This window comes from Hydrogenophaga sp. (genome assembly GCF_031426985.1).
Taxonomy (GTDB): domain Bacteria; phylum Pseudomonadota; class Gammaproteobacteria; order Burkholderiales; family Burkholderiaceae_C; genus Hydrogenophaga.
The window spans coordinates 1-18,504 of sequence record NZ_JASJOY010000014.1 but is presented as its reverse complement, the minus strand read 5'-3'; the positions used below and the strand labels follow the sequence as shown (position 1 = coordinate 18,504).

Annotated in this window: 18 protein-coding genes and 1 pseudogene; 16 read left to right on the top strand and 3 right to left on the bottom strand. The window is 62.5% G+C overall.

The window, feature by feature from the left end; genetic code table 11:
• Positions 1-60 precede the first annotated feature (60 nt).
• Positions 61-170: pseudogene (locus RMP09_RS01980) on the top strand (transposase domain-containing protein); the annotation flags it as partial.
• 156 nt (positions 171-326) lie between these two features.
• Here the strand turns inward: RMP09_RS01980 and RMP09_RS01975 are convergent.
• Positions 327-1,214: a LysR substrate-binding domain-containing protein gene (locus RMP09_RS01975; RefSeq protein WP_086926349.1), complete on the bottom strand. Its 888-nt coding sequence runs from the start codon at positions 1,212-1,214 to the stop codon at positions 327-329.
• A 189-nt stretch (positions 1,215-1,403) separates the two neighbouring features.
• Between RMP09_RS01975 and phnC the strand changes: the two genes are divergently transcribed.
• The 4 genes from phnC to RMP09_RS01955 are packed head-to-tail and all read left to right on the top strand — an operon-like array spanning position 1,404 to position 4,949.
• A complete protein-coding gene (phnC, locus tag RMP09_RS01970) occupies positions 1,404-2,252 on the top strand; it encodes a phosphonate ABC transporter ATP-binding protein (protein WP_008903163.1) in 849 nt (282 codons plus the stop codon).
• A complete protein-coding gene (gene phnD / locus RMP09_RS01965) occupies positions 2,246-3,121 on the top strand; it encodes a phosphate/phosphite/phosphonate ABC transporter substrate-binding protein (RefSeq protein ID WP_204734958.1) in 876 nt (291 codons plus the stop codon). Before phnC ends, phnD begins: the two co-directional genes overlap by 7 nt.
• On the top strand, positions 3,118-3,918 hold the full coding sequence (gene phnE / locus RMP09_RS01960) for a phosphonate ABC transporter, permease protein PhnE (protein WP_310564328.1): 801 nt from the start codon (positions 3,118-3,120) through the stop codon (positions 3,916-3,918). Before phnD ends, phnE begins: the two co-directional genes overlap by 4 nt.
• Positions 3,919-3,935: 17 nt before the next feature.
• A complete protein-coding gene (locus RMP09_RS01955; RefSeq protein WP_204734956.1) occupies positions 3,936-4,949 on the top strand; it encodes a phosphonate dehydrogenase in 1,014 nt (337 codons plus the stop codon).
• 504 nt (positions 4,950-5,453) lie between these two features.
• Here RMP09_RS01955 and RMP09_RS01950 read toward each other — a convergent pair.
• A complete protein-coding gene (locus RMP09_RS01950) occupies positions 5,454-6,683 on the bottom strand; it encodes a hypothetical protein (protein ID WP_310564327.1) in 1,230 nt (409 codons plus the stop codon).
• Positions 6,684-7,071: 388 nt separating this feature from the next.
• Here RMP09_RS01950 and RMP09_RS01945 point away from each other — a divergent pair, with 388 nt between their 5' ends.
• From RMP09_RS01945 to RMP09_RS01895, 11 genes are all read left to right on the top strand, one after another.
• A complete protein-coding gene (locus RMP09_RS01945) occupies positions 7,072-7,464 on the top strand; it encodes an ATPase (RefSeq protein ID WP_210827139.1) in 393 nt (130 codons plus the stop codon).
• Positions 7,465-7,907: 443 nt separating this feature from the next.
• Positions 7,908-9,938 carry a ParB/RepB/Spo0J family partition protein gene (locus RMP09_RS01940; protein WP_310564326.1) on the top strand — a complete coding sequence of 677 codons (2,031 nt, stop codon included), beginning with the start codon at positions 7,908-7,910 and terminating at the stop codon, positions 9,936-9,938.
• 385 nt (positions 9,939-10,323) lie between these two features.
• Positions 10,324-10,860, top strand: coding sequence for a RadC family protein (gene radC, locus RMP09_RS01935; protein WP_310564325.1), 537 nt, complete (start codon positions 10,324-10,326; stop codon positions 10,858-10,860).
• 695 nt (positions 10,861-11,555) lie between these two features.
• Complete coding sequence (locus RMP09_RS01930) at positions 11,556-12,008, top strand: single-stranded DNA-binding protein (RefSeq protein ID WP_291469685.1); 453 nt, start codon at positions 11,556-11,558, stop codon at positions 12,006-12,008.
• A gap of 69 nt (positions 12,009-12,077) precedes the next feature.
• The gene (locus RMP09_RS01925; RefSeq protein WP_310564324.1) at positions 12,078-12,938 is read left to right on the top strand and encodes a DUF932 domain-containing protein; all 861 of its coding nucleotides are present in this window, start codon (positions 12,078-12,080) and stop codon (positions 12,936-12,938) included.
• A gap of 225 nt (positions 12,939-13,163) precedes the next feature.
• Complete coding sequence (locus RMP09_RS01920) at positions 13,164-14,021, top strand: ParA family protein (RefSeq protein ID WP_310564323.1); 858 nt, start codon at positions 13,164-13,166, stop codon at positions 14,019-14,021.
• Positions 14,002-14,958, top strand: a complete 957-nt coding sequence (locus RMP09_RS01915) for a ParB/RepB/Spo0J family partition protein (protein ID WP_310564321.1) — start codon at positions 14,002-14,004, stop codon at positions 14,956-14,958. Before RMP09_RS01920 ends, RMP09_RS01915 begins: the two co-directional genes overlap by 20 nt.
• Positions 14,959-15,282: 324 nt before the next feature.
• Positions 15,283-15,858, top strand: coding sequence for a hypothetical protein (locus RMP09_RS01910; RefSeq protein WP_310564320.1), 576 nt, complete (start codon positions 15,283-15,285; stop codon positions 15,856-15,858).
• 16 nt (positions 15,859-15,874) lie between these two features.
• Positions 15,875-16,846 (top strand): relaxase/mobilization nuclease domain-containing protein, encoded by a 972-nt coding sequence (locus RMP09_RS01905; protein WP_310564319.1) that lies wholly within the window; start codon positions 15,875-15,877, stop codon positions 16,844-16,846.
• A gap of 103 nt (positions 16,847-16,949) precedes the next feature.
• On the top strand, positions 16,950-17,783 hold the full coding sequence (locus tag RMP09_RS01900; protein ID WP_310564318.1) for a DUF6731 family protein: 834 nt from the start codon (positions 16,950-16,952) through the stop codon (positions 17,781-17,783).
• 15 nt (positions 17,784-17,798) lie between these two features.
• Positions 17,799-18,221, top strand: a complete 423-nt coding sequence (locus tag RMP09_RS01895) for a hypothetical protein (RefSeq protein WP_305716511.1) — start codon at positions 17,799-17,801, stop codon at positions 18,219-18,221.
• A gap of 47 nt (positions 18,222-18,268) precedes the next feature.
• Here RMP09_RS01895 and RMP09_RS01890 read toward each other — a convergent pair.
• Positions 18,269-18,504 (bottom strand): M48 family metallopeptidase (locus tag RMP09_RS01890; protein ID WP_310564317.1); only part of this gene is annotated, 236 nt, incomplete at its 5' end.

The following is an 18,504-nucleotide window of genomic DNA, read 5'->3' as shown; positions in this document are numbered from 1 at the left end:
CGGCAGCATCGATGACCGGTATCGAGGGAGCTGCAGTCATGGTCTAGCACACGTCTCCCCATGAACGGGCACGACCCTACGCCTACCTGCGCGATGTCATGGCACGCCTGCCCATGCAGCCCGCCACCCAGATCGGCGAGCTGCTGCCATACCGCTGGCAGTCAGCCTGACAGCGCATATTCAGATACACGACCGCGCCCCGCAGTCAAGATGGGATCGCCGCGCGATTACGGGCGTCCTACAACCCTTAACTTAAGTCGGCCTACAGGCGAACAGTTGCCCCTCGGTCCCATGCCCCACGGCTGCATGGAATCCAAGTTCCATACCTAGGCAATTTTCTGACTTACGCTATGCGCCAAACCCAGGAAGGTCGAGATCAGAGGAGCTTGATGCCGCTCCTTTCTACAGATGAAGTGCACCTGTGTCGCCATGCTGGTGTCTGAAATAGTTAACTTAACAAGGCGAGGATCTGGCCTGTAGGCTGTTTCCGCCACGACGCCTAGGCCCAGCCCCTCCGCCACCGCCTCTCGAACGGACTCGCGGCTGCCCATCTCCAGAGCCACCTGCACCTCGACGCCTCGCTCCTTTAGTTCTTGTTCAAACACGCGTCTGGTCGTCGATCCTTCCTCTCGGATGACGAACCTCTGACCCTGCAGATCACGCAGTTTGAGAGTGGCCCGTTGCGCGAGTGAGTGTTGGGTGTTGCCGAATATCACCAATCGCTGGGTACGGTAAGCCGCGCCAAATAGATCTGGGTGAGCGACGTGATTGAGCACCATGCCCACGTCTCCCTGGTAGTCAAGAATCTTTTCGGTGATGGTTCGCGAGTCGCCTACGCCAACAGCCACGTTGACCTGGGGGAACTGTTTCATGAACAGCTTCAACACGGGCAGCACGTTGTGCGGCCCGATGGCATGGATGACCAGTCGCCCTACGTATTGATTTTTCGCAGCAGCGAGCAGTGCGTGCGCATCTTCCTCGCCACTGAAGGTACGCCGGGTGTAGTTCAACAGAGTGCGTCCAAAGGACGTGAGTTCAAGCCGCCGCCCGCGCCGATGAAAAAGCTCCACGCCGAAGTCGACCTCCAGGCGCTGTATGTGTGAAGAAACAGTCGGTTGTTGAATAGCGAGCACTCTCGCGGCAGCGGTCATGCTGCCGGCTCGGGCCGTTGCGTCAAAGGCCTTCAAGGCTGCGAGGAGGCTGAGTCCAGACATTGATGTGATCTATGGGTGCCCTCATTTTTAGGGATGAAAGTTTCATATTCATGACACCTTGGTCACCCAGACTTGAGCTGTGCTTCCACTGAAGCTGTTTCTTCCAGAACCTCCTCTTTCCCGAGAGATACCTCTGACCACTTGAGTCCTGGTGTGCGTCTAGCGCACCACAACAAATGAAACCGAGCTATGAAAACTGCAATTCGCGAGAGCCATCTGAGCTTGCGGGGTATCACGGTGACCTATGCCGATGGTCACACAGCGCTTGCGCCCACCTCGCTGGAGGTACAGCATGGCGGGTTCCTTGTGCTGCTGGGCGCGTCGGGCGCGGGAAAGTCAACGCTGCTGCGCAGCATCAATGGCTTGGTTAGCCCCACAGACGGAGAGGTGTCGGTGGCCGATCTGCCGGGCGGCACCGTCTCAAAACGCAACCTTCTTGAGCATCGGCGCCACTGCGGCATGGTGTTCCAGCAGCACCACCTGATCGGGCGGCAAAGCGTGCTGGCCAATGTGTTGATGGGCAAGCTCGCCACCCGCGGATCTCTGGCGTCGTTGTGGCCTTGGAGCAAGGCTGACAAGCTGGAGGCGCTGGCGGCCATTGACCGCGTAGGCCTGCTTGAGAAAGCCCTAGCACGGGCAGACACCTTGTCTGGTGGGCAACAACAACGCATTGGCATTGCGCGTGCCTTGGTGCAAAAGCCCCGCCTGCTGCTGGCCGATGAGCCGGTGGCCAGCCTCGACCCGGCGACCGCGCAGAGTGTGTTGACCCTGCTTCACGACATCTGCAAGAAAGACCGACTCACGGCCATCGTGAGTCTGCATCAAGTCAACCTCGCGCGCATGTTCGCCGACCGCATTGTGGGCCTTCGCCAGGGCCAGGTGGTGTTCGACGGGACAGCAGCGCAGTTGACGGAAGAAGCCCAGTCTGCCCTGTACGCGAAGTCGTCACCTGTCGAACCGTCCCGTTCTTCCTCACCTGCCAACATGGGCAGTCAATTTGATTCCCCCTCTCAATCCAAGGAGTTTTTACCGTGCTGAATCGTCGCCGTTTCCAATTTATCGCTGCCGTCACTTTGGCCGCCCTGTTGCCACTTGGCGCCCATGCCGAGGGCAAAAATCCTTCCAAGCTTCGCGTTGCACTGTTGCCGGACGAAAACGCCGCCACCATCATTCAGAACGCACAGCCTCTGAAGCGGTACCTGGAACAGACCCTGAAGAAGGAAATAGAGATTACGGTGACTACGGACTACTCGTCGATGATTGAAGCCATGCGCTTTGGCCGCATCGAGGTGGCCTACTTTGGACCGTTCTCTTACGTACTGGCCAAGTCCAAGGCGCCCAACATTGAGCCTTTTGCCGTTGGCGTGGAGCGCGGCTCTCCGACCTACCAGTCGGTTCTCATTGCCACGGCGGGCGGCCCGGTGAAGACGCTGGCTGACGTTCGAGGAAAGCCGTTTGGCTTTGGCGACCAGGCTTCAACGTCCAGCCACCTCGCACCGCGCGCGCACCTGCTCAAGAACTACAAGCTTGACGGTGAGACCGACTACCGCCCCGTTTACCTGGGCACGCATGACGCCGTGGCCCGAGCCGTTCAGGCAGGGCAAATTCCGGCTGGCGCGTTGGCAAAACCCATTCTGGACAACCTCATCGCCAAGGGCACGGTGGATGCCAACAAGATCGTGCAACTCGAACTGTCAGCTCCCATTCCAAACTACCCCATCGCGATGCAGGGCAACCTCACGCCCGAGTTGAAAGCAGCCATCCGTGCAGCCTTTCTTGAGATGAAGGACGCCGAGATTCTCAAGTCATTCCGTGTGCAGGCCTTTGCCGCGACCGATGACAAGGCCTACGACGTTCTGCGTGACACCGCACAAATTCTGAAGCTTGATCTGGGGCGCATGCAGTGACGTCTGTTGCTCTGGAATCCATAGTTGCCATCGACGGACAGCAGCGACTCAAACGGCTGGGCGCCGCCTGTGTCGTTCTGTTCGTCTGTGTGGTGGCTTTGTATGTCACCGGCTTCTTTGACGCGCAGCGTTTCATCGAAGGCGGCCCAGCGATTCAGCAGTTGGCCTCAGAGATGGTGCCGCCGAATTTCGAGCGCTGGGAGCACTGGGTCATTCCATTGCGTGACACCTTAGCCATGTCGATCGCAGGCACGGCGCTGTCCGTTCTGGCGTCGTTGCCGCTGGCCCTGGTGGCGGCGCCCAACACCGCGCCGAATGCGGTGGTTGGGCGAATCGTCAGAACCATCTTGGCTGCATTTCGGTCTGTGCCTGAAATCATCCTGGGCATTCTGTTCGTCGCGGCCGTGGGCTTTGGGGCATTGCCTGGTGTGCTGGCGTTGGCCCTGCATTCCACGGGCATGGTGGCCAAGTTCTACGCCGAAGCCATAGAGCACGTGGACCCGAAACCTCTGGAGGCCGCTAAGGCCGCGGGCGCAAGCCGGTTTCAGGTCATCACCCATGCTGTGTTACCGCAGGTTTTGCCCCAGTTGGCGGACATCACCATCTACCGATGGGAATATCACTTTCGCGCATCGGCAGTGATGGGCGTCGTGGGTGCGGGCGGCATTGGCTTCGAACTCATGGCAGCTCTGCGCCTGATCAAGTACGACGAGGTCTCCGCCATTTTGCTGTCCATCCTCATATGCGTGCTCGTGGTCGACGGCATTGGGTCGGCGCTTCGCAAACATCTGAAATAGAAAGAGAGAGGAAGGTAATGATGCCGAAAATTGTGGTGACGCAGCCCATCCATGAAGCAGTTCTGGCGCGTCTTCGATCCGCCGGTGATGTAGTGATGAATCAAGGGCCTGAGCCCTGGAGCGAGGAAGAGCTTTACCTCCACCTGAAGGACGCCGACGCCATGATGGCGTTCATGCCTGACCGGGTAAACAGGCGAACTTTGTTGAACGCTCCACGGCTCAAGACCATCGCTTGCGCATTGAAAGGGTATGACAATTTTGACCTGATGGCCTGTGCACAAGCGGGGGTCAGCGTGAGCTTTGTGCCAGACCTTCTGACAGAGCCCACGGCAGAGCTGGCCATCGGTCTGGCCATTGCCGCTGCGCGTCACGTGCTCGCTGGTGACACCCGTGTTCGCAGGGGCTACGCCGGCTGGCGTCCTCAGCTGTATGGAATAGGTCTGCACGGCTCGGTCGTGTCGGTCGTTGGCCTGGGCGCCGTGGGACGGGCCATCGTTGACCGCCTCTGCGGATTTGGGTGCGCTCAACTGCTGGGCGTGGACCCGCATGGTGATGACGAACGCCTGACCATGGTGAGCCTGGGTGAGGCCCTGTCGCAATCCGACTATGTCATTCTGGCCGTTCCGCTGCTGGACGTAACGCGTCACCTCGTCAATGACACCATGCTTGAAGGTGTTCGGCGGGGGCAGATCCTGGTCAACATTGGGCGAGGCTCGGTTGTGGACGAGGCTGCCGTGGCACGGGCGCTCAAGGACGAGCGCCTGGGTGCCTACGCCGCCGATGTGTACGAGATGGAAGACTGGCTGCTGGCAGACCGTCCACGCCAGATTCATCCGGAACTCTTGCAACACCCCTCCACGGTTTTCACACCCCACATTGGTTCGGCGGTGAAGAAGGTTCGCCGAGCCATCGAGTTGCAGGCTGCTGAAAATTTGCTCGTTGCGTTAAATGGTAATGAGCCGCTTGCACACTACGAGGCATCGCACCGAGCGGCTCATGTGGCAGCTTCGCACTGCTCGGTGCAGCCATGAGGTCACCACACCAGAGAATGCTTTTGGACGTTCTATGGTTCTGGCCGATCTAATTCTTTGAGAAGACCTTGGCTACGTGTTTCGGACCCGCGGGCCAACTGCGGATGCTCTTCGCAATGGTTCCGATAAGCCGTGCCGCCAAGTATCCGGGGTGGGATTCCCCCGGTTTCTCGGACGGTTTTCTGGGATCGTTGCCTACATCAACACCGACCGCAGCGGGTCGGGAGAACCAATTCATCCTTGGTGTGATCAGTTGCTCCTGCTACCTTGCCCGGCTCGCATCAATAGAGTGACCGGTCTGAGCAACAAAGCGGTCGCTTGAGACCCTGCTCGGCCAATGACCAGTTGCGCAACACGCGAACTTTCAGGCGTTAGGTTCGAGTGTCGGAGATCAGCCTTGAACGGTCAATGGTAGTGAAATGGCGAGTGTTCCCGCTCGGGTGGAAACGCTCACCTGCTTGGAAAGCTACTTGATGGGAAGCCAACCGTCCCTTGCTGAGCAGGCTACCGCACGGTACCCAGCGATCGTTGCATCCAGGCAACCATGGGTCCATCGGATGCGAGCACTTGTTCGATGGACGTTCGGGCTTGTTGAGTTTGCTGAGTCACCGCTGCGGCCTCGATGGCGAATCGGTGGGCCTCCAGCACGTCCAGGCCGGTCAGTTCGAAGCCGTGGCCCATCGACATCCAGTGCAAAGAGGCGAGCGCACATTGCATCGCGAAGTCTGGCTGGGTCTTCAGGTGGTCGCGTGCGGCGCGGTTCAGGGTCTTGGGATCGCACGGTGTCGCCCAAGCAAGGCGGGTTGCCTGCTCGAACAACTTCAGGGTCTTGGCGGTGGCAAACCACTTGCCGGGCTCACCGGGCGTGGATGCGATCAGGTGGTCCAACAGCTTGTCTTTGGCCAGCTCGGGGTACTTCTTGGCGAGGGCCCGGAAGGTGGCGATGTGGGTGTTGGCCTGATTGGCGAGCAGCGCGTACTGGTTGAACGCTTCGGCGCGGCGACCGGCTTTGAGCAGTTCTTCTTCAGCAAAGCGGGCGATGGAAGTTTCGCTGGTGGTACTCCCTGCGCGTTCACGCAGGTAGGCGATGGCTTCATCGATCTGGCCGCGGGTCGCCAACACTTTGGCGCCCCAGACCAGGTAGGGCCAGATCGGTCGGGGATCCATGGCCAGCAGTTCCAGGATCTGATCGTGGCGGTTGGCCTTGAACAGGGCGCTGTAGCAGAGGGTGGTGCTGGAGAAGAAGGCGTAGGTGCCGCGCTTGCGCTCTCGCAAGACGTTCTTCAGGGTCGGCAGGAGCTGGTCGGCCCAGGCGGAGGCGAGTTCTTTTGTAGCGCACAGATCGCCCCAGTAATCACCGAGGGACTCGATATAGGGAGGGTCATCTTCCTGAATGGCATCAAACAGGCGGTCGAGCCATTTCTGGCGCACCTTGGTGCTCACGGGTGCTTGGCTGATCAGGGGCGCCAGTTCCTGGATCGCAGCGTAAGTTGCATTGCCCAGGGCGCCCGATGAGCTGTCGATCTGGCACAGGGCAGGCGAAAGCTTCTCAAGCAGCAGCACGGCACCTTCGGCGGCACAGGCGGTGTCGTGGCGGGCAACGGCACGGATCTCGGTCAGAGCTTCGTTGATGCGGCCTGTGGCCAGTTGAGTGCCTTTCCAGCCAAACGCGCCTCGGCGGAACCGGGTGCGAAAGGCCCAGGCGGTGATTTCGGCTCTGGCGGCGGTGGTCATGGGGCACGCAAATGGATCTGGGTGACTTGTCTTCGGTGCTGTTGGTGCAGCAGATGAAGAGTGCCGATTGTGATATAGCGTCCCGGCGTGCCGCCGTCGGGCTCTGCGGGCTGCGCCCCGCGCGCCGTGCCGGGTCGCGGCCATTCGGCTCCGATACCTGACGCCTCCGGCCGTCCCGGCCTGCGCGCTTCGCTTGCCTGTTTCACGCCTGCAGGTGTGGTGGGGCTGGCTTGCTGATCCCTTCATCCTTGCACACCGTTCTCGCCGTCAAGGTCTGCGCGCCCTGTGGGCGCTGGCGGCCGTTCGGCCGTCTTCGAACCTGTGACCGCTGCGCTGCGGCGTGCCGGTTCCGGTCTCGGGCAATCCCGCCCGATCACCGGAGTTGGTCATGGACGACAAATCACACGTTTCGCTGGAGCAGCAGCTTTGTCTGGTGTGCGGCACTGCTTTTGATACCGGAAACATCTTGCTCGACCGGCGCCTGCGCGCGAGCATGAAGCACCACACGACGACGGGCTGGGGGCTGTGTCCCGAGCACCAGCGCCTGTTTTCGGAGGGCTTCGTGGCCTTGGTCGAATGCGATCCGCAGCGCAGCGGAACGCCGTCGGGTTCAGGCCTGATGAAGCCTGATCAGGTGTACCGCACTGGGCGGTTGGCGCATCTGAAGCGGGGTGCCTTCGCCCGGGTGTTCAACGTACCGGTCGCGGCTGAGCAGCCGTGTGTCTTTGTCGAGCCTGGCGTGATCGAACAACTGCAGGCGATGGTGCCTGCGACAGATTGACGCTGTGTTGGGGCCTTGTGGCGCCGCCCCGTACATCGCGGGAGCGTGCTTTTGTGTTGCTGTGCTGTGCTGCGCTGTTGGGGTTGACCCTCAACCGAATGGGCCGACCCCTTTCTCTCCGGCAGTGCTGCGCGATTCGCACCCCCTGCGCGCCGGTTTCACCGGCTTGCCTGGCCTTTGCGGGCGCTCCCCCCGTCAAGGGCCGCTGCGGCGCCCGTGTCCTCGGCTGCGCCTGCGGGCCGCGCCAGCGCCTTCGCTTCCTCCCTTGACGGCGCACCCGCGCCGGCCCCAGCTGCTGCCCATGGCCGCGAAGGGCTTCGCGGCCCCTGCGGAGCCCAGCACCCAAGGAGAGCGCCCATGCACAGCACCGACTGACTTCCCAACCTTTTCTCGATGTCTTCCATTGTTTGAACAAGGTCCCCGTGTGGGACAGGAGATTTCACATGAACACCGCTACCCAAACCGAAACCCTGGCCTTGAGCGCCGTGGCTGCTGCGGCAGTCCTCAGCACTGCCGCCATTGCCGGTGAATCCGTCACCGTGCCGGAAGTTGCACCCTACGAGCTGCACCTGATCCCCTTGTCGCGGCTGCGGCCTTCCAGCCGCAACGTGCGACAGAGCGGCGGCACGGCCATTCCCGAACTTGCCGCGTCCATCGCCCGCGTGGGTTTGCTGCAGAACCTGACCGTCATCACCTCGCCCGATGGACAGTGGTTCGAGGTGGTGGCCGGGCGTCGACGTCTGGCCGCCTTGAAGCTGCTGGTCAAGCGCCACAAACTGGCGAAGGACCACCCGGTGCCTTGTCTGCTGGTGCCCGACACCTCGGCCCGCACCGTGAGCCTGAGCGAGAACGTGCAGCGGGAGGCCATGACCCCGGTGGATGAACTGTTCGCCTGGAAGGCGCTGGTGGCCGAAGGCCGGTCGCTGGAAGACATCGCCGCCGACTTCGGCGTCACGCCGCTGGTGGTCAAGCGGCGGCTGCGGCTGGCGAACGTCTCGCCCCGCTTGCTGGCCGACTACCAGCAAGGCGCGGTGTCGCTGGAGCAGTTGATGGCCCTGGCGATAACCGACGATCATGCGGCGCAGGAAGCCGCGTTCTACGAAGTGCCACAGTGGCAGCGAAGCCCGGAGTCCCTGCGGGACCACCTGACCCGCGACGAGGTGGACGCCAGCCGCGATGCGCTGGCGCGCTTCGTGGGCGTGGAGGCCTATGAGGCGGCAGGGGGTGGCATCCGGCGCGACCTCTTCGCGGACGAGAAGAAAGGCGTGTTCCTCACCGATGCCGGTTTGCTGGAGAAGCTGGCACGCGACCGGCTGGCCGATGCAGCCGAATCGGTGCGGGCCGAGGGCTGGAGCTGGGTGGAAGTCACACCGCGCGTGTCGTCGGCCGAACTGCACACCTTCCAGCGGGCGCGGCGCTCGCGTCGGGAGCCCACCAAAGCCGAGGCCAAACGCATCGAGAAGCTGGAGGCGGAGCAGGCGCGGCTCCAGGACAAGCTCGACGACGAGGACGACGATCTGAGCGATGACGGTGCGCAAGCCCTGCACGAAGAACTGGACCGGCTGGGCGATCAACTGGACGCCATTGAACAGGCCCTGGTGGTCTACGACCCCGGCATCGTCGCCATGGCTGGGGCGGTGGTATCGGTGGACCCCATGGGGGCTGTGGTGGTGCATCGTGGGCTGCTGCGCGCGGAACAAGTCAAGGCGCTGCTGGCGCAGGCGCAGCCGATACCGGACGCAAATTCAGGAGGCGAGGGGAAGCCAGCGGACGTGCCCTCCAGCCGAGGCGGGCTGTCCGAGAAGCTGGTGAGGCGCCTGAGCGCGCACCGCACCGTAGCCTTGCAGGCCGAGGTGGCCCGTCATCCACGCATCGCTCTGGTGGCATTGGTGCACCAGTTGGCGCAGCGGGTGATCCTGAGTGGCTACGGTGCAGCGTCGGTCAACATCAGCGCCACATCGCTGGACCGGCTGGACCGGCTGGAGCAGCATGCGCCAGACGTTGCGGAGGCGCCGGCTGCGCAGGGCCTGCGAGCCGTGCGCGAGGCATGGGCGTCGCGATTGCCGGAAGACCCGAACGCTCTGTTTAACGAACTGCTGGCGATGGAGCACGAAGAACTGCTGTCGCTGCTGGCCCTGTGTGTGGGGCTGACGGTTTCGGCCATCGCACAGCGCGAGAACGAAACCCCCGCTGCGCTGCTGGCGAAGGCGGTGGGGCTGGACATGCACAGCTGGTGGAAGCCCACGGCGGCAGGCTACTTCGACCACGTATCGAAAGCGAAGGCACTGGAGGCCGTCCAGGTCTTTGCTCCGGGTGAGGTGCAACGGTTGGCGAAACTCAAGAAGGCGCAGATCGCCAGCGAAGCCGAACGGCTGGCCGCTGGTTCGGGTTGGTTGCCGCAGATGCTGACCGAGCCTGTGCAGACCGATGAAGCGCTGGACGAGCACGAGCCAGAAGTTCATCAGGCCGCTTGAAACAGCGACAAGCGTCCGAACCGCTCCATTTCATCCCGGCTTCGGCCGGGATTTTTGTGCGTCTCCGGCACAGCCGGACCGCGCTCTGGTGCTGCGCATCGAGCCACCAGGCCACAGGTGACCTGGCGTCTCGACCCTGTCGGGCGCCGATCGCTGACGCCTCCGGCCGTCCCGGCCTGCGCGCTGCGCTTGCCTGTTTCACGCCTGCTTATTGTGGTGGGGCTGGCTTGCTGTTCCCTTCATCCTTGCACACCGTTCTCGCCGTCAAGGTCTGCGCGCCCTGTGGGCGCTGGCGGCCGTTCGGCCGTCTTCGAACCTGTGACCGCTGCGCTGCGGCGTGCCGGTTCCGGTCTCGGGCAATCCCGCCCGATCACCGGAGTTGGTCATGCAGCACGATCTGTTTTCTTCCCTCGATTCTTTCCTGTCGGTGCCCGCTGGTTCGGGCGGTTTGCTCATTCGCGATGTGACCGGGCAGTACCGTCCCGCCGAGGCCGACGAGGTTCTGCTGGCCGCTCAGCGCTTGCTGGCCGCCCAGGTTCGCGGCAGCGACCTGATGGACTCGCCTGCCGTGGTCAAGGAATTCCTGCGCTCTCGCCTGGGCCATCTGCCGCACGAAGTGTTTGCCGTGATGCACCTGAACTCGCAAAACCGCGTGCTGGACTACGTCGAGATGTTCCGGGGCACGGTGAGTCAGACCTCGGTCTACCCGCGCGAGGTGGTGCGCGATGCTCTTCTGCGCAACAGCAGCGCCTTGGTCCTGGTGCACAACCACCCCAGTGGGGAGGCCCGTCCGTCGCGTGCCGACGAACATCTGACGCAGACGATCAAGCAGGCCACGGCCCTGGTCGACGTGCGGGTGCTCGACCACTTCATCGTGGCGGGTGAGGTGGTCTGCTCCATGGCAGAAATCGGCCTCGTTTGAGCCAGGGGGCTTCGCCCCCTTTTGTTCTTCGTTGAAGTGCGCGCTGCTCGCGTGGATCGAAGAGCGGCTGACCAGGCCGGCACAGCCGGCAGCATGGTGCTGCGGCCCTTTCCCGTGCCCGGGGATCGCGGTCTGGTTTCCTTCCCGCTGCGCGGGAACGAGCCCGCTGGACGAACTGACGTTCGGGCCACTCCCGCCGCTGCGCTCTGGTCCCGTCCCACCCGCCAGATCGTCCCCCCGGTCACCCGCCAAACCCGAAGCCGGGCCGCTGGGAATACCGGAGTCCTGAACCCCTGAAGTGATCGCAGCGGCTCGAACGCCGCGCCAGTCGCTGCGCTTGGTGTCACGCCGTCCGCAGAGCCGCCGCTGCTCAGTTCACCCGGTCGACTGCGCTGTGCTGGGCGCCCGAAGAGGCTGGGGCAGCGCGTGCGCCATTGGGCCCACCGTCATCCCCCCACGGCGCCCCCATCCACAGGTGAGGGGGACTTGTGGGGGGATCTTTCAGCGGTGGGCCGGGTGACGGGCTCACTGTTTCGTGCTGCAAGGTTTCCCCATCCCCCACCCCTTCCCAAGGGAAGGGGCCTTGCCCACCCCCCGCCCGCCCGTGGGCGGGAGCGAGAGAGTCCGAGCGAGAGGATCGGTTTTTAGGAGCCCGAATCGGGGTCCGGCTGGTCGCTCTTGCAAGGAGTTCCACCATGGCCAACGTTCAAGTCATCCAGCGCCACGCGCACCTGGCATCCGCCGTCAAGCTCGAATTCGTCAACGGGCGAGAGGGCAAGGTCGCCAAGGCGGTGCTGACCGCCATCAGCAACAGCCGCCGGGGCAGCGGCGAAGAGCGCTCCGAAGAAGCCACCGCAATCCAATGGACGCTGTGGGCCAAGCAGGCCGAACACGCGGCCGAGTACCTGGGCAAAGGCTCGCACGTGAACATCGTCGGGCGGGTGCGCAACAACAACTACCAGGACAACGACGGGGTGGAGGTCTATGGGCTGGCGTTCACCGTGGACGAAATCGACTACCTCGACAGCAAGGCCGAAGGCGAGGCCCGCCGCGCGCGCGAAGGTGCCGGTGATCCACCCGCAGCCGCCCCCAGCGCACCCAACAGCAGCCGCAAGGCCCGCAGCGAACGCCAACCGGCACACGCCTGAATTCACACACCGGGCGGTTCGTCCGCCCGGTATCCCTCACTCCGCATTTTCCGAACCAGGAGCATCACCATGATCTCTACCGCCCATTCCCCCCGACTGGCCGCCCGCTTTGGTCAGAACACCTTTGTCATCCGTAGCGAAACCCCGCTGGCCGAAGACCAGATGCGTCAGTCTGCGCCGTCCATCTTTGCCGAAGGCAAACACGGTAGTCGTTCCGAGCGCTACACCTACATTCCCACCATCGACGTGCTGCGCGGTCTGCGCCAGGAAGGCTTCGAGCCCTTCATGGTGGCCCAGAGCAAAAGCCGCATCGAAGGCAAGACCGAGTTCACCAAACACATGATCCGCATGCGTCACGCGGGTCAGGTGAACACCCGGCCCGAGGCCAACGAGATCATCCTGATCAACAGCCATGACGGCGCCAGCAGTTACCAGATGCTTTCGGGTCTGTTCAGGTTCGTCTGTTGCAACGGACTGGTGGTCGGCGATGTCACCAACGACATCCGCATCCCTCACAAAGGCAACATCCAGGACGAGGTGATCGAAGGCGCCTTCCGGGTGCTGGAGGACTTCGAGCTGGTGGACGCGTCCACCGACCGCATGAAGTCCCTGCCGCTGCAGCGCGAGGAACAGCAGGCCTTTGCCACCGCCGCCCTGGCGCTGCGCTACGGTGAACGAGGGGAGGGCGAACCACCTGCGCCGGTGACCGCCGAACAGTTGATCGAAGCCCGTCGGCCGGAGGACTTCGGCAACAGCCTGTGGACCACGTTCCAGCGGGTTCAGGAAAACGCCCTGCGTGGTGGCCAGCCCGGTCGCGGTGCCAAGGGCAGGCGCCTGCACACCCGCCCGGTGGGCAGCATCGACCGCAGCGTGAGCCTGAACCGGGCGCTGTGGGTGCTGGCCGAAGAGATGCGCAAGCTCAAGGCGTGATGCACAAGGATTGAACGAACTCGGCGCTGGATTCAACCCCGAATCCAGCGCCGCCCATACGCCGCAGCGCACCCATCATCGGACGGTGCGTGCGCGTGAAGTTTTGAAACGCGCTCGCCGGCCGGCGCCGGCTCGCGCGATCCCGGCCGCTGGCGCATCGAGCGCGGCGCCCGGGAAACGTCCTCCGCCTCGACCTCCCTTGTCGGTCGCGCTGGAGGACTCCCCATGAAGACGCTTGTGCTCGCCAACCAGAAGGGTGGCGTCGGCAAATCCGCCGTCGCCACCTTGCTGGCCCACTACTTCCGCAAACTCGGCTGCCGCGTGCTGGCCATCGACCTGGACCACCAGGGCAATTTCTCCGACCCGCTGCGCAAGTCCCAGCGCGCGGCCGTGGCCGATGTCCCGGCCAGCGCCTTGCTCACGCAGGTGAACCCGGTCATACCGGCGGCGGACTTCGTCCTTGTCGCGGCCGACCGGGACCTGTCCGGGCTGGAGCGCCAGCCCAGCCTGCACAACGACTTCGCGAACCACCTGCGGGCCTTCCTGAAGGCCATGGACGACCGGTTCGATGTCTGCCTCATCGACACCAATCCCAACCCGGACATCCGCATGATCGCGGCGCTGGCCTCGGCCGATTTCGTACTCTCGCCGGTCCAGCTCAACCAGGAAGCCCTGGACGGCGTGCACGCACTGCTCAACCACCCTCGGGTGGGGGTGCGAAAGATCACGTCGATGCTCAACCCGAAGCTGCACCTGATCGGCTTGCTCCCGGTGATGGTGGAGGCCAATCCGTTTCAGCGGGAGAACTTCCTGCAGCTGGTCCAGAAGTTCCACCCCATCCTGATCCCCTACGGGCCCAGGCCAGGGCAGTACGCGTCCATGCCACGCCGCTCGGCCGTGGCCGAAGCGCAGGCCGAAGGCCTGGCGCTGTGGGAGATGAAGAAGACCGCCGCGCGAGACGCCTGGCGCGAGATCGAGATGGCAATGGTCGTGATCGCCAAAGCTGTGCTGGATGGAGTGCCGACACAGACAACCCCCATCACCCCCATCAACGGAGCGGACCATGGCCCTGTCGCTGGATAGTCTGGACCTGCTGCCGCCGACCGGGGGAGAAGGCGGGACCCCCTTGCGGATTCCGCTGGACACCATCGACGAAGACCCGGACCAGCCCCGGCAGGAGTTCGACGATCAGAGCCTGGACGAACTGGCCGAAACCATTCGAGAACGGGGCGTGCGCCAGCCCGTCTCGGTGCGCACACACCCCACCCAGCCTGGGCGATGGATGCTCAACTTCGGCGCCCGTCGCTTGCGAGCCTGCAAGCGGGTCGGACTGTTCGAGATACCCGCCTTCGTGGACCAGACCGCCAACAGCGTGGACCAGTTCATCGAGAACGAACAGCGCAAGGGCCTGAGCCCGCTGGAGATTGCGCTGTTCGTGCAACGGGCGTTGAACCAGGGGCAGACGCAGGCCGACATCGCACGGGCCATCGGCAAAAGCCGGCAGTACGTGACCTTGGCGACGGCGCTGATCGACCCGCCGGACTGGTTGCTGGCTGCGTACCGGGAACGGCGCTGTCGGGGACTGGCCGAGCTGTACGACTTGCGCAAACTGGCGGGTCAGCATCCCCAGTACGTCGAGGCCTGGGCATCAGACCGGGACGCCATCACCCGTGAGAGTGTCGCTGCTCTGCGAAACGATCTCACGGAAGGTTCGGGCAGTGTCCGCCGTGGAACGTCGGCGCTGATCGAATCCATGGAAGCCAGTCTGGGGCAGGGCGCAGACCAGGGCCAATCTGTGAAGGGGCACAAATCACCTCCTGTTGCCCCAGAACCTGTGACCCGTGCCCCTCGGCCAGCACCACTGAGGCTGATAGCCAGTCTGGGCGATGCGCAGGTTGTGGTGAACACTCTGCAGGCGCCACCACAAGTAGGGCAGGTCTACGTGACTCCCGAAAGTGGAGGCTCGGTGCAAGCGGTGCAGGCCAGTCAGCTGACCCTCATGGGCTGGTCGGCGAAGTGAGTTGTCAAACGGTTTGACAACTCACTCGGTCACAACAACAGAAGTTCGACGTTCTCCCAGCAGCAGGAGCCCTGGCTTTGACGCCATCGACCTGCGGCAAATCTCCCTCTGATCGCGGTCCCTTGCCTCACCGGTTGTCAAACGGTTTGACAACCTGGTGGGCGGGAGCTTGCCTGCGTTCTGCTGGATTTTGGGGTGAATCCAGCACCTCGGATCGGTCGATCCTCGGAGAGCATAGGTGCATGGTGGATTGCAGGATAGGCGGCACGCCGCCGGTTTCACAAACGACTCGCTTCGCTCACGTTTGCACCTTTCGGTAGACCCATGAACACCCACAACCCTGACTTCGTCACGGTCGATATGCGCGGTCTGAAGGCCGCGCTGGTGGCCCATGCACAAGCTCGGCGTGAGAGCGTGTCGGTGCTGGTTCGTCGGGCTGTGGCCCGCGAACTCGGGCAGGCTGAATCGCTTCCACCGCCGGACACAGGTTTCGAGAGCATCGCCCCTTTGCGCCAGTTCCAGATCAAGTTGTCAATCAGATTGACAACCTCTGAGGCCGAAAAACTAGCAGCCGGTGCGCGCGCAGCAGGACTGTCGCGCGGCGCCTACCTGGCAGGGCTCGTCGCCGGTATCCCCGCGTTGACCACGGGCGCAAACCGCACCGAGTTGCTCTCTGCGCTCACCACGTCCAACGCGCAGCTCTCCGGTCTCAGCCGCAGTATTCACGCCCTCACGCGCCTGCTGACCCAGAGCAACGTGCAAAAGGCGCTGGTCTATCGCGACATGCTCGACACGCTGGACGGAGACATCCATCGCCACCTCACACAGGCGGCGGCCCTGATGGCCGATCTGCGCCCGCGTGGGTCATCCGCTGAAACCACCCATCGGCCCGGCCGGTGACTTCCAAGAGAACGCCATGAGCCAAGCGCCGAACATCGATGGGGTGCTCATCCAGTGGGGTGATCGCCTGTTCTACCCGGGCAACCGGGTGGTCAAGGTCAAGCCGCAGCCCAGGCTGGGTGATGGCGGAATGCGTCAGCGCGCTGAAGCCATCCGCAAGCGCATTGAATCCACCGTGGTGAAGAGAGCACCCCAGGTCATGGTCAAGGTCACCGGAGGAGGGCGGGGCATGCTGGCCATTGCGGCCCACTTCCGCTACATCAGCAAGAACGGCCGACTCGACATCGAGACCGAACAAGGCGACACGGTGCGCGGCAAATCGGCCGTGCACGAACTGGGCGAAGACTGGCGCTATGGCGGCAGTCTGATCGGGGAAGAAGGCTACCGGCGCGAGGCGTTCAACATCATGCTGTCCATGCCCCGGGGTACCGACCCGCTGATCGTCCAGCGGGCAGCACGCGAGTTCGCGCAGACCGAGCTGGCAGACCACAAGTACGTGATGGTGTTGCACGACCACCAGGCCAATCCGCATGTGCACATCAGCGTGCGGGCAGAGTCCATGAGCGGCAGACGACTCAACCCGCGCAAGGCCGACTTGCAGCGATGGCGCGAGACCTTTGCTGAGAAGTTGCGCGGCTATGGGGTGGAAGCAGAAGCCACCCGGCAGGCCACCCGTGGTCGGAACGTGAGCCACCCGGAACTATGGCAACTGAAAGCCGACGAGGCAGGCCGTTTGAGAAAGGTGCGCCCGAGCACCGCTTCGGGAGACAAAGTGCGTACCAGCAGGGCCGAAGCATTGAAGGGCTGGCTGCACATAGGGCGTGCCCTGGCGGGATCACCTGATGCGCGGGACGTGAAGCTGGCTGGATCGATTGCGGTCTTCATTCAGGAGACTGTTGCCAAGTGGGGGCCAACGAAGTCCATGCAAGACCCTGGAAAAACGCCTGCACGAGTCCACCCTGTTGATCATCTGCACTTGAATCGCTGAGGTTGTCTTCGGCAAACGCTCCCTAAAGAGGCACGTCCTTTTTGTGACAAGATGTGCTGGAAAGTGGTTTCTGTATCTGTGTGACTGCCAGGGAGCTGAATCAATGACATTCAAGGTGTTCAAGGTATTTTTCGCGCGGACCTCTGTTGGAGCGGAAGGTTTGCCGCTGTCCGGTTTTTTGGCTGAGTCCGTCAGACAACATGGTCAAAATCTGCCGATGCTCGACGTAAGTGGAGAGCGATTTCAGATGCGGGATATGCATCTGGTTGGTACGGTTTGGAAGGGGACTTTTGTCAAACTGCGCGACGACGCGCCTCACGTGGTTGCTGCAAATGATCAAGAACACGAGCTTGATCTTGAAGAGGGCGAACACCTGATCGAGAAGTGCCACTTTTTGCTCAGGACTCGTGGCAACGTGTTGGTTTGGCAAGCCAACCGTTCAGCAGGGGGAATGAGTCGAGCGGAAAACTACCTGAGCAGCCTTTTCGACACTGCTGTGTTGTTGCCTCATGTGATGAATGACGCTGAGCTGGATGGAGTTCTGAACGGTCAGCTGTATGAACTCGACTTTGCGTACGATCGGCCTCCTGCTGTTCCAGGGCGAGCCCCAAGATGGAATCAAGATGCGTTCGACATGATGGCTGGCATAGATGCAGCACATGCGAAATTCACGTTGCGAGCGCCACGAAATGGTGGATTGGCAGACCAAGCCAAGCAAATGGTCAGACAGATTCTGGGTACACCCGGAACAGGAAAAGTCCGGATTAAGCTTGCGGAAGACAAGGAGCTCATCGAGCTTTTTATGGCGCCCCTGAAGGACTCTTTGAAAGTGGAGATGATTGGGCGCTATCCACTTGCTGTGCACGTATTTGAAGGTTTGGAAGAAGCCTTCAACCGCCAGAGGGGGTCAATCCCCCGACTAGATGATGATCGCTAGCAGCAAGGAGTAGCCGTGAACCCCTTTATCGCTCCAACTATCACGGGTGTGGGAGCTGCATTGGCGTCTTGGCACTGGAAGACATACCCATCGTTCGCCGACGCATCCTCCGTTGCGTCATTCGGTGGAACTGTTGCTTCCATCAGTACAACGATGCTGGGATTCTTGCTCGCCGCCTTAGCCGTTTTGGCGAGTATCAGTCACACGCATCTGCTGAAAGTCATGCGAGAGCAGGGCTACTACCGCGACTTGCTCGACACAATGCTTGTTGACTTCTTGCTGTTCCTCTTGTGCGCCGTGTTGGGAATCTCGCTGCTGTTTGGATTTCCACTCACGCCGTACGCGGCTTGTGTTGCCGTCGGATTTCACGCTGCTGCATTTGTATCGTTGATGGATGTGGGGCGAAAGTTGTGGTTTGTGCTCCGAAACCTCAAGTGACCGTCCAGCGATAGAACTGGTCTCACAAGGAACAGCCGAACTGACGCTCAATACCCCCACTCATGATGCCGAACCGGCAGCGCATTCAGCAGTTCCCGCCGCTGCTGCCAGTGCGGCAGAAAGTGGTCCATCAGTTGCACAAATCGCGGGCCGTGGGTAGGTTCAAGCAGGTGAGTCAGTTCGTGCACCACGATGTACTCAAGGCACTCCGCTGGCTTCTTGGCCAGCTCGGTGTTCAGGCGGATCGTGGCAGCCGTCGGGTTGCAGCTGCCCCAGCGGGTCT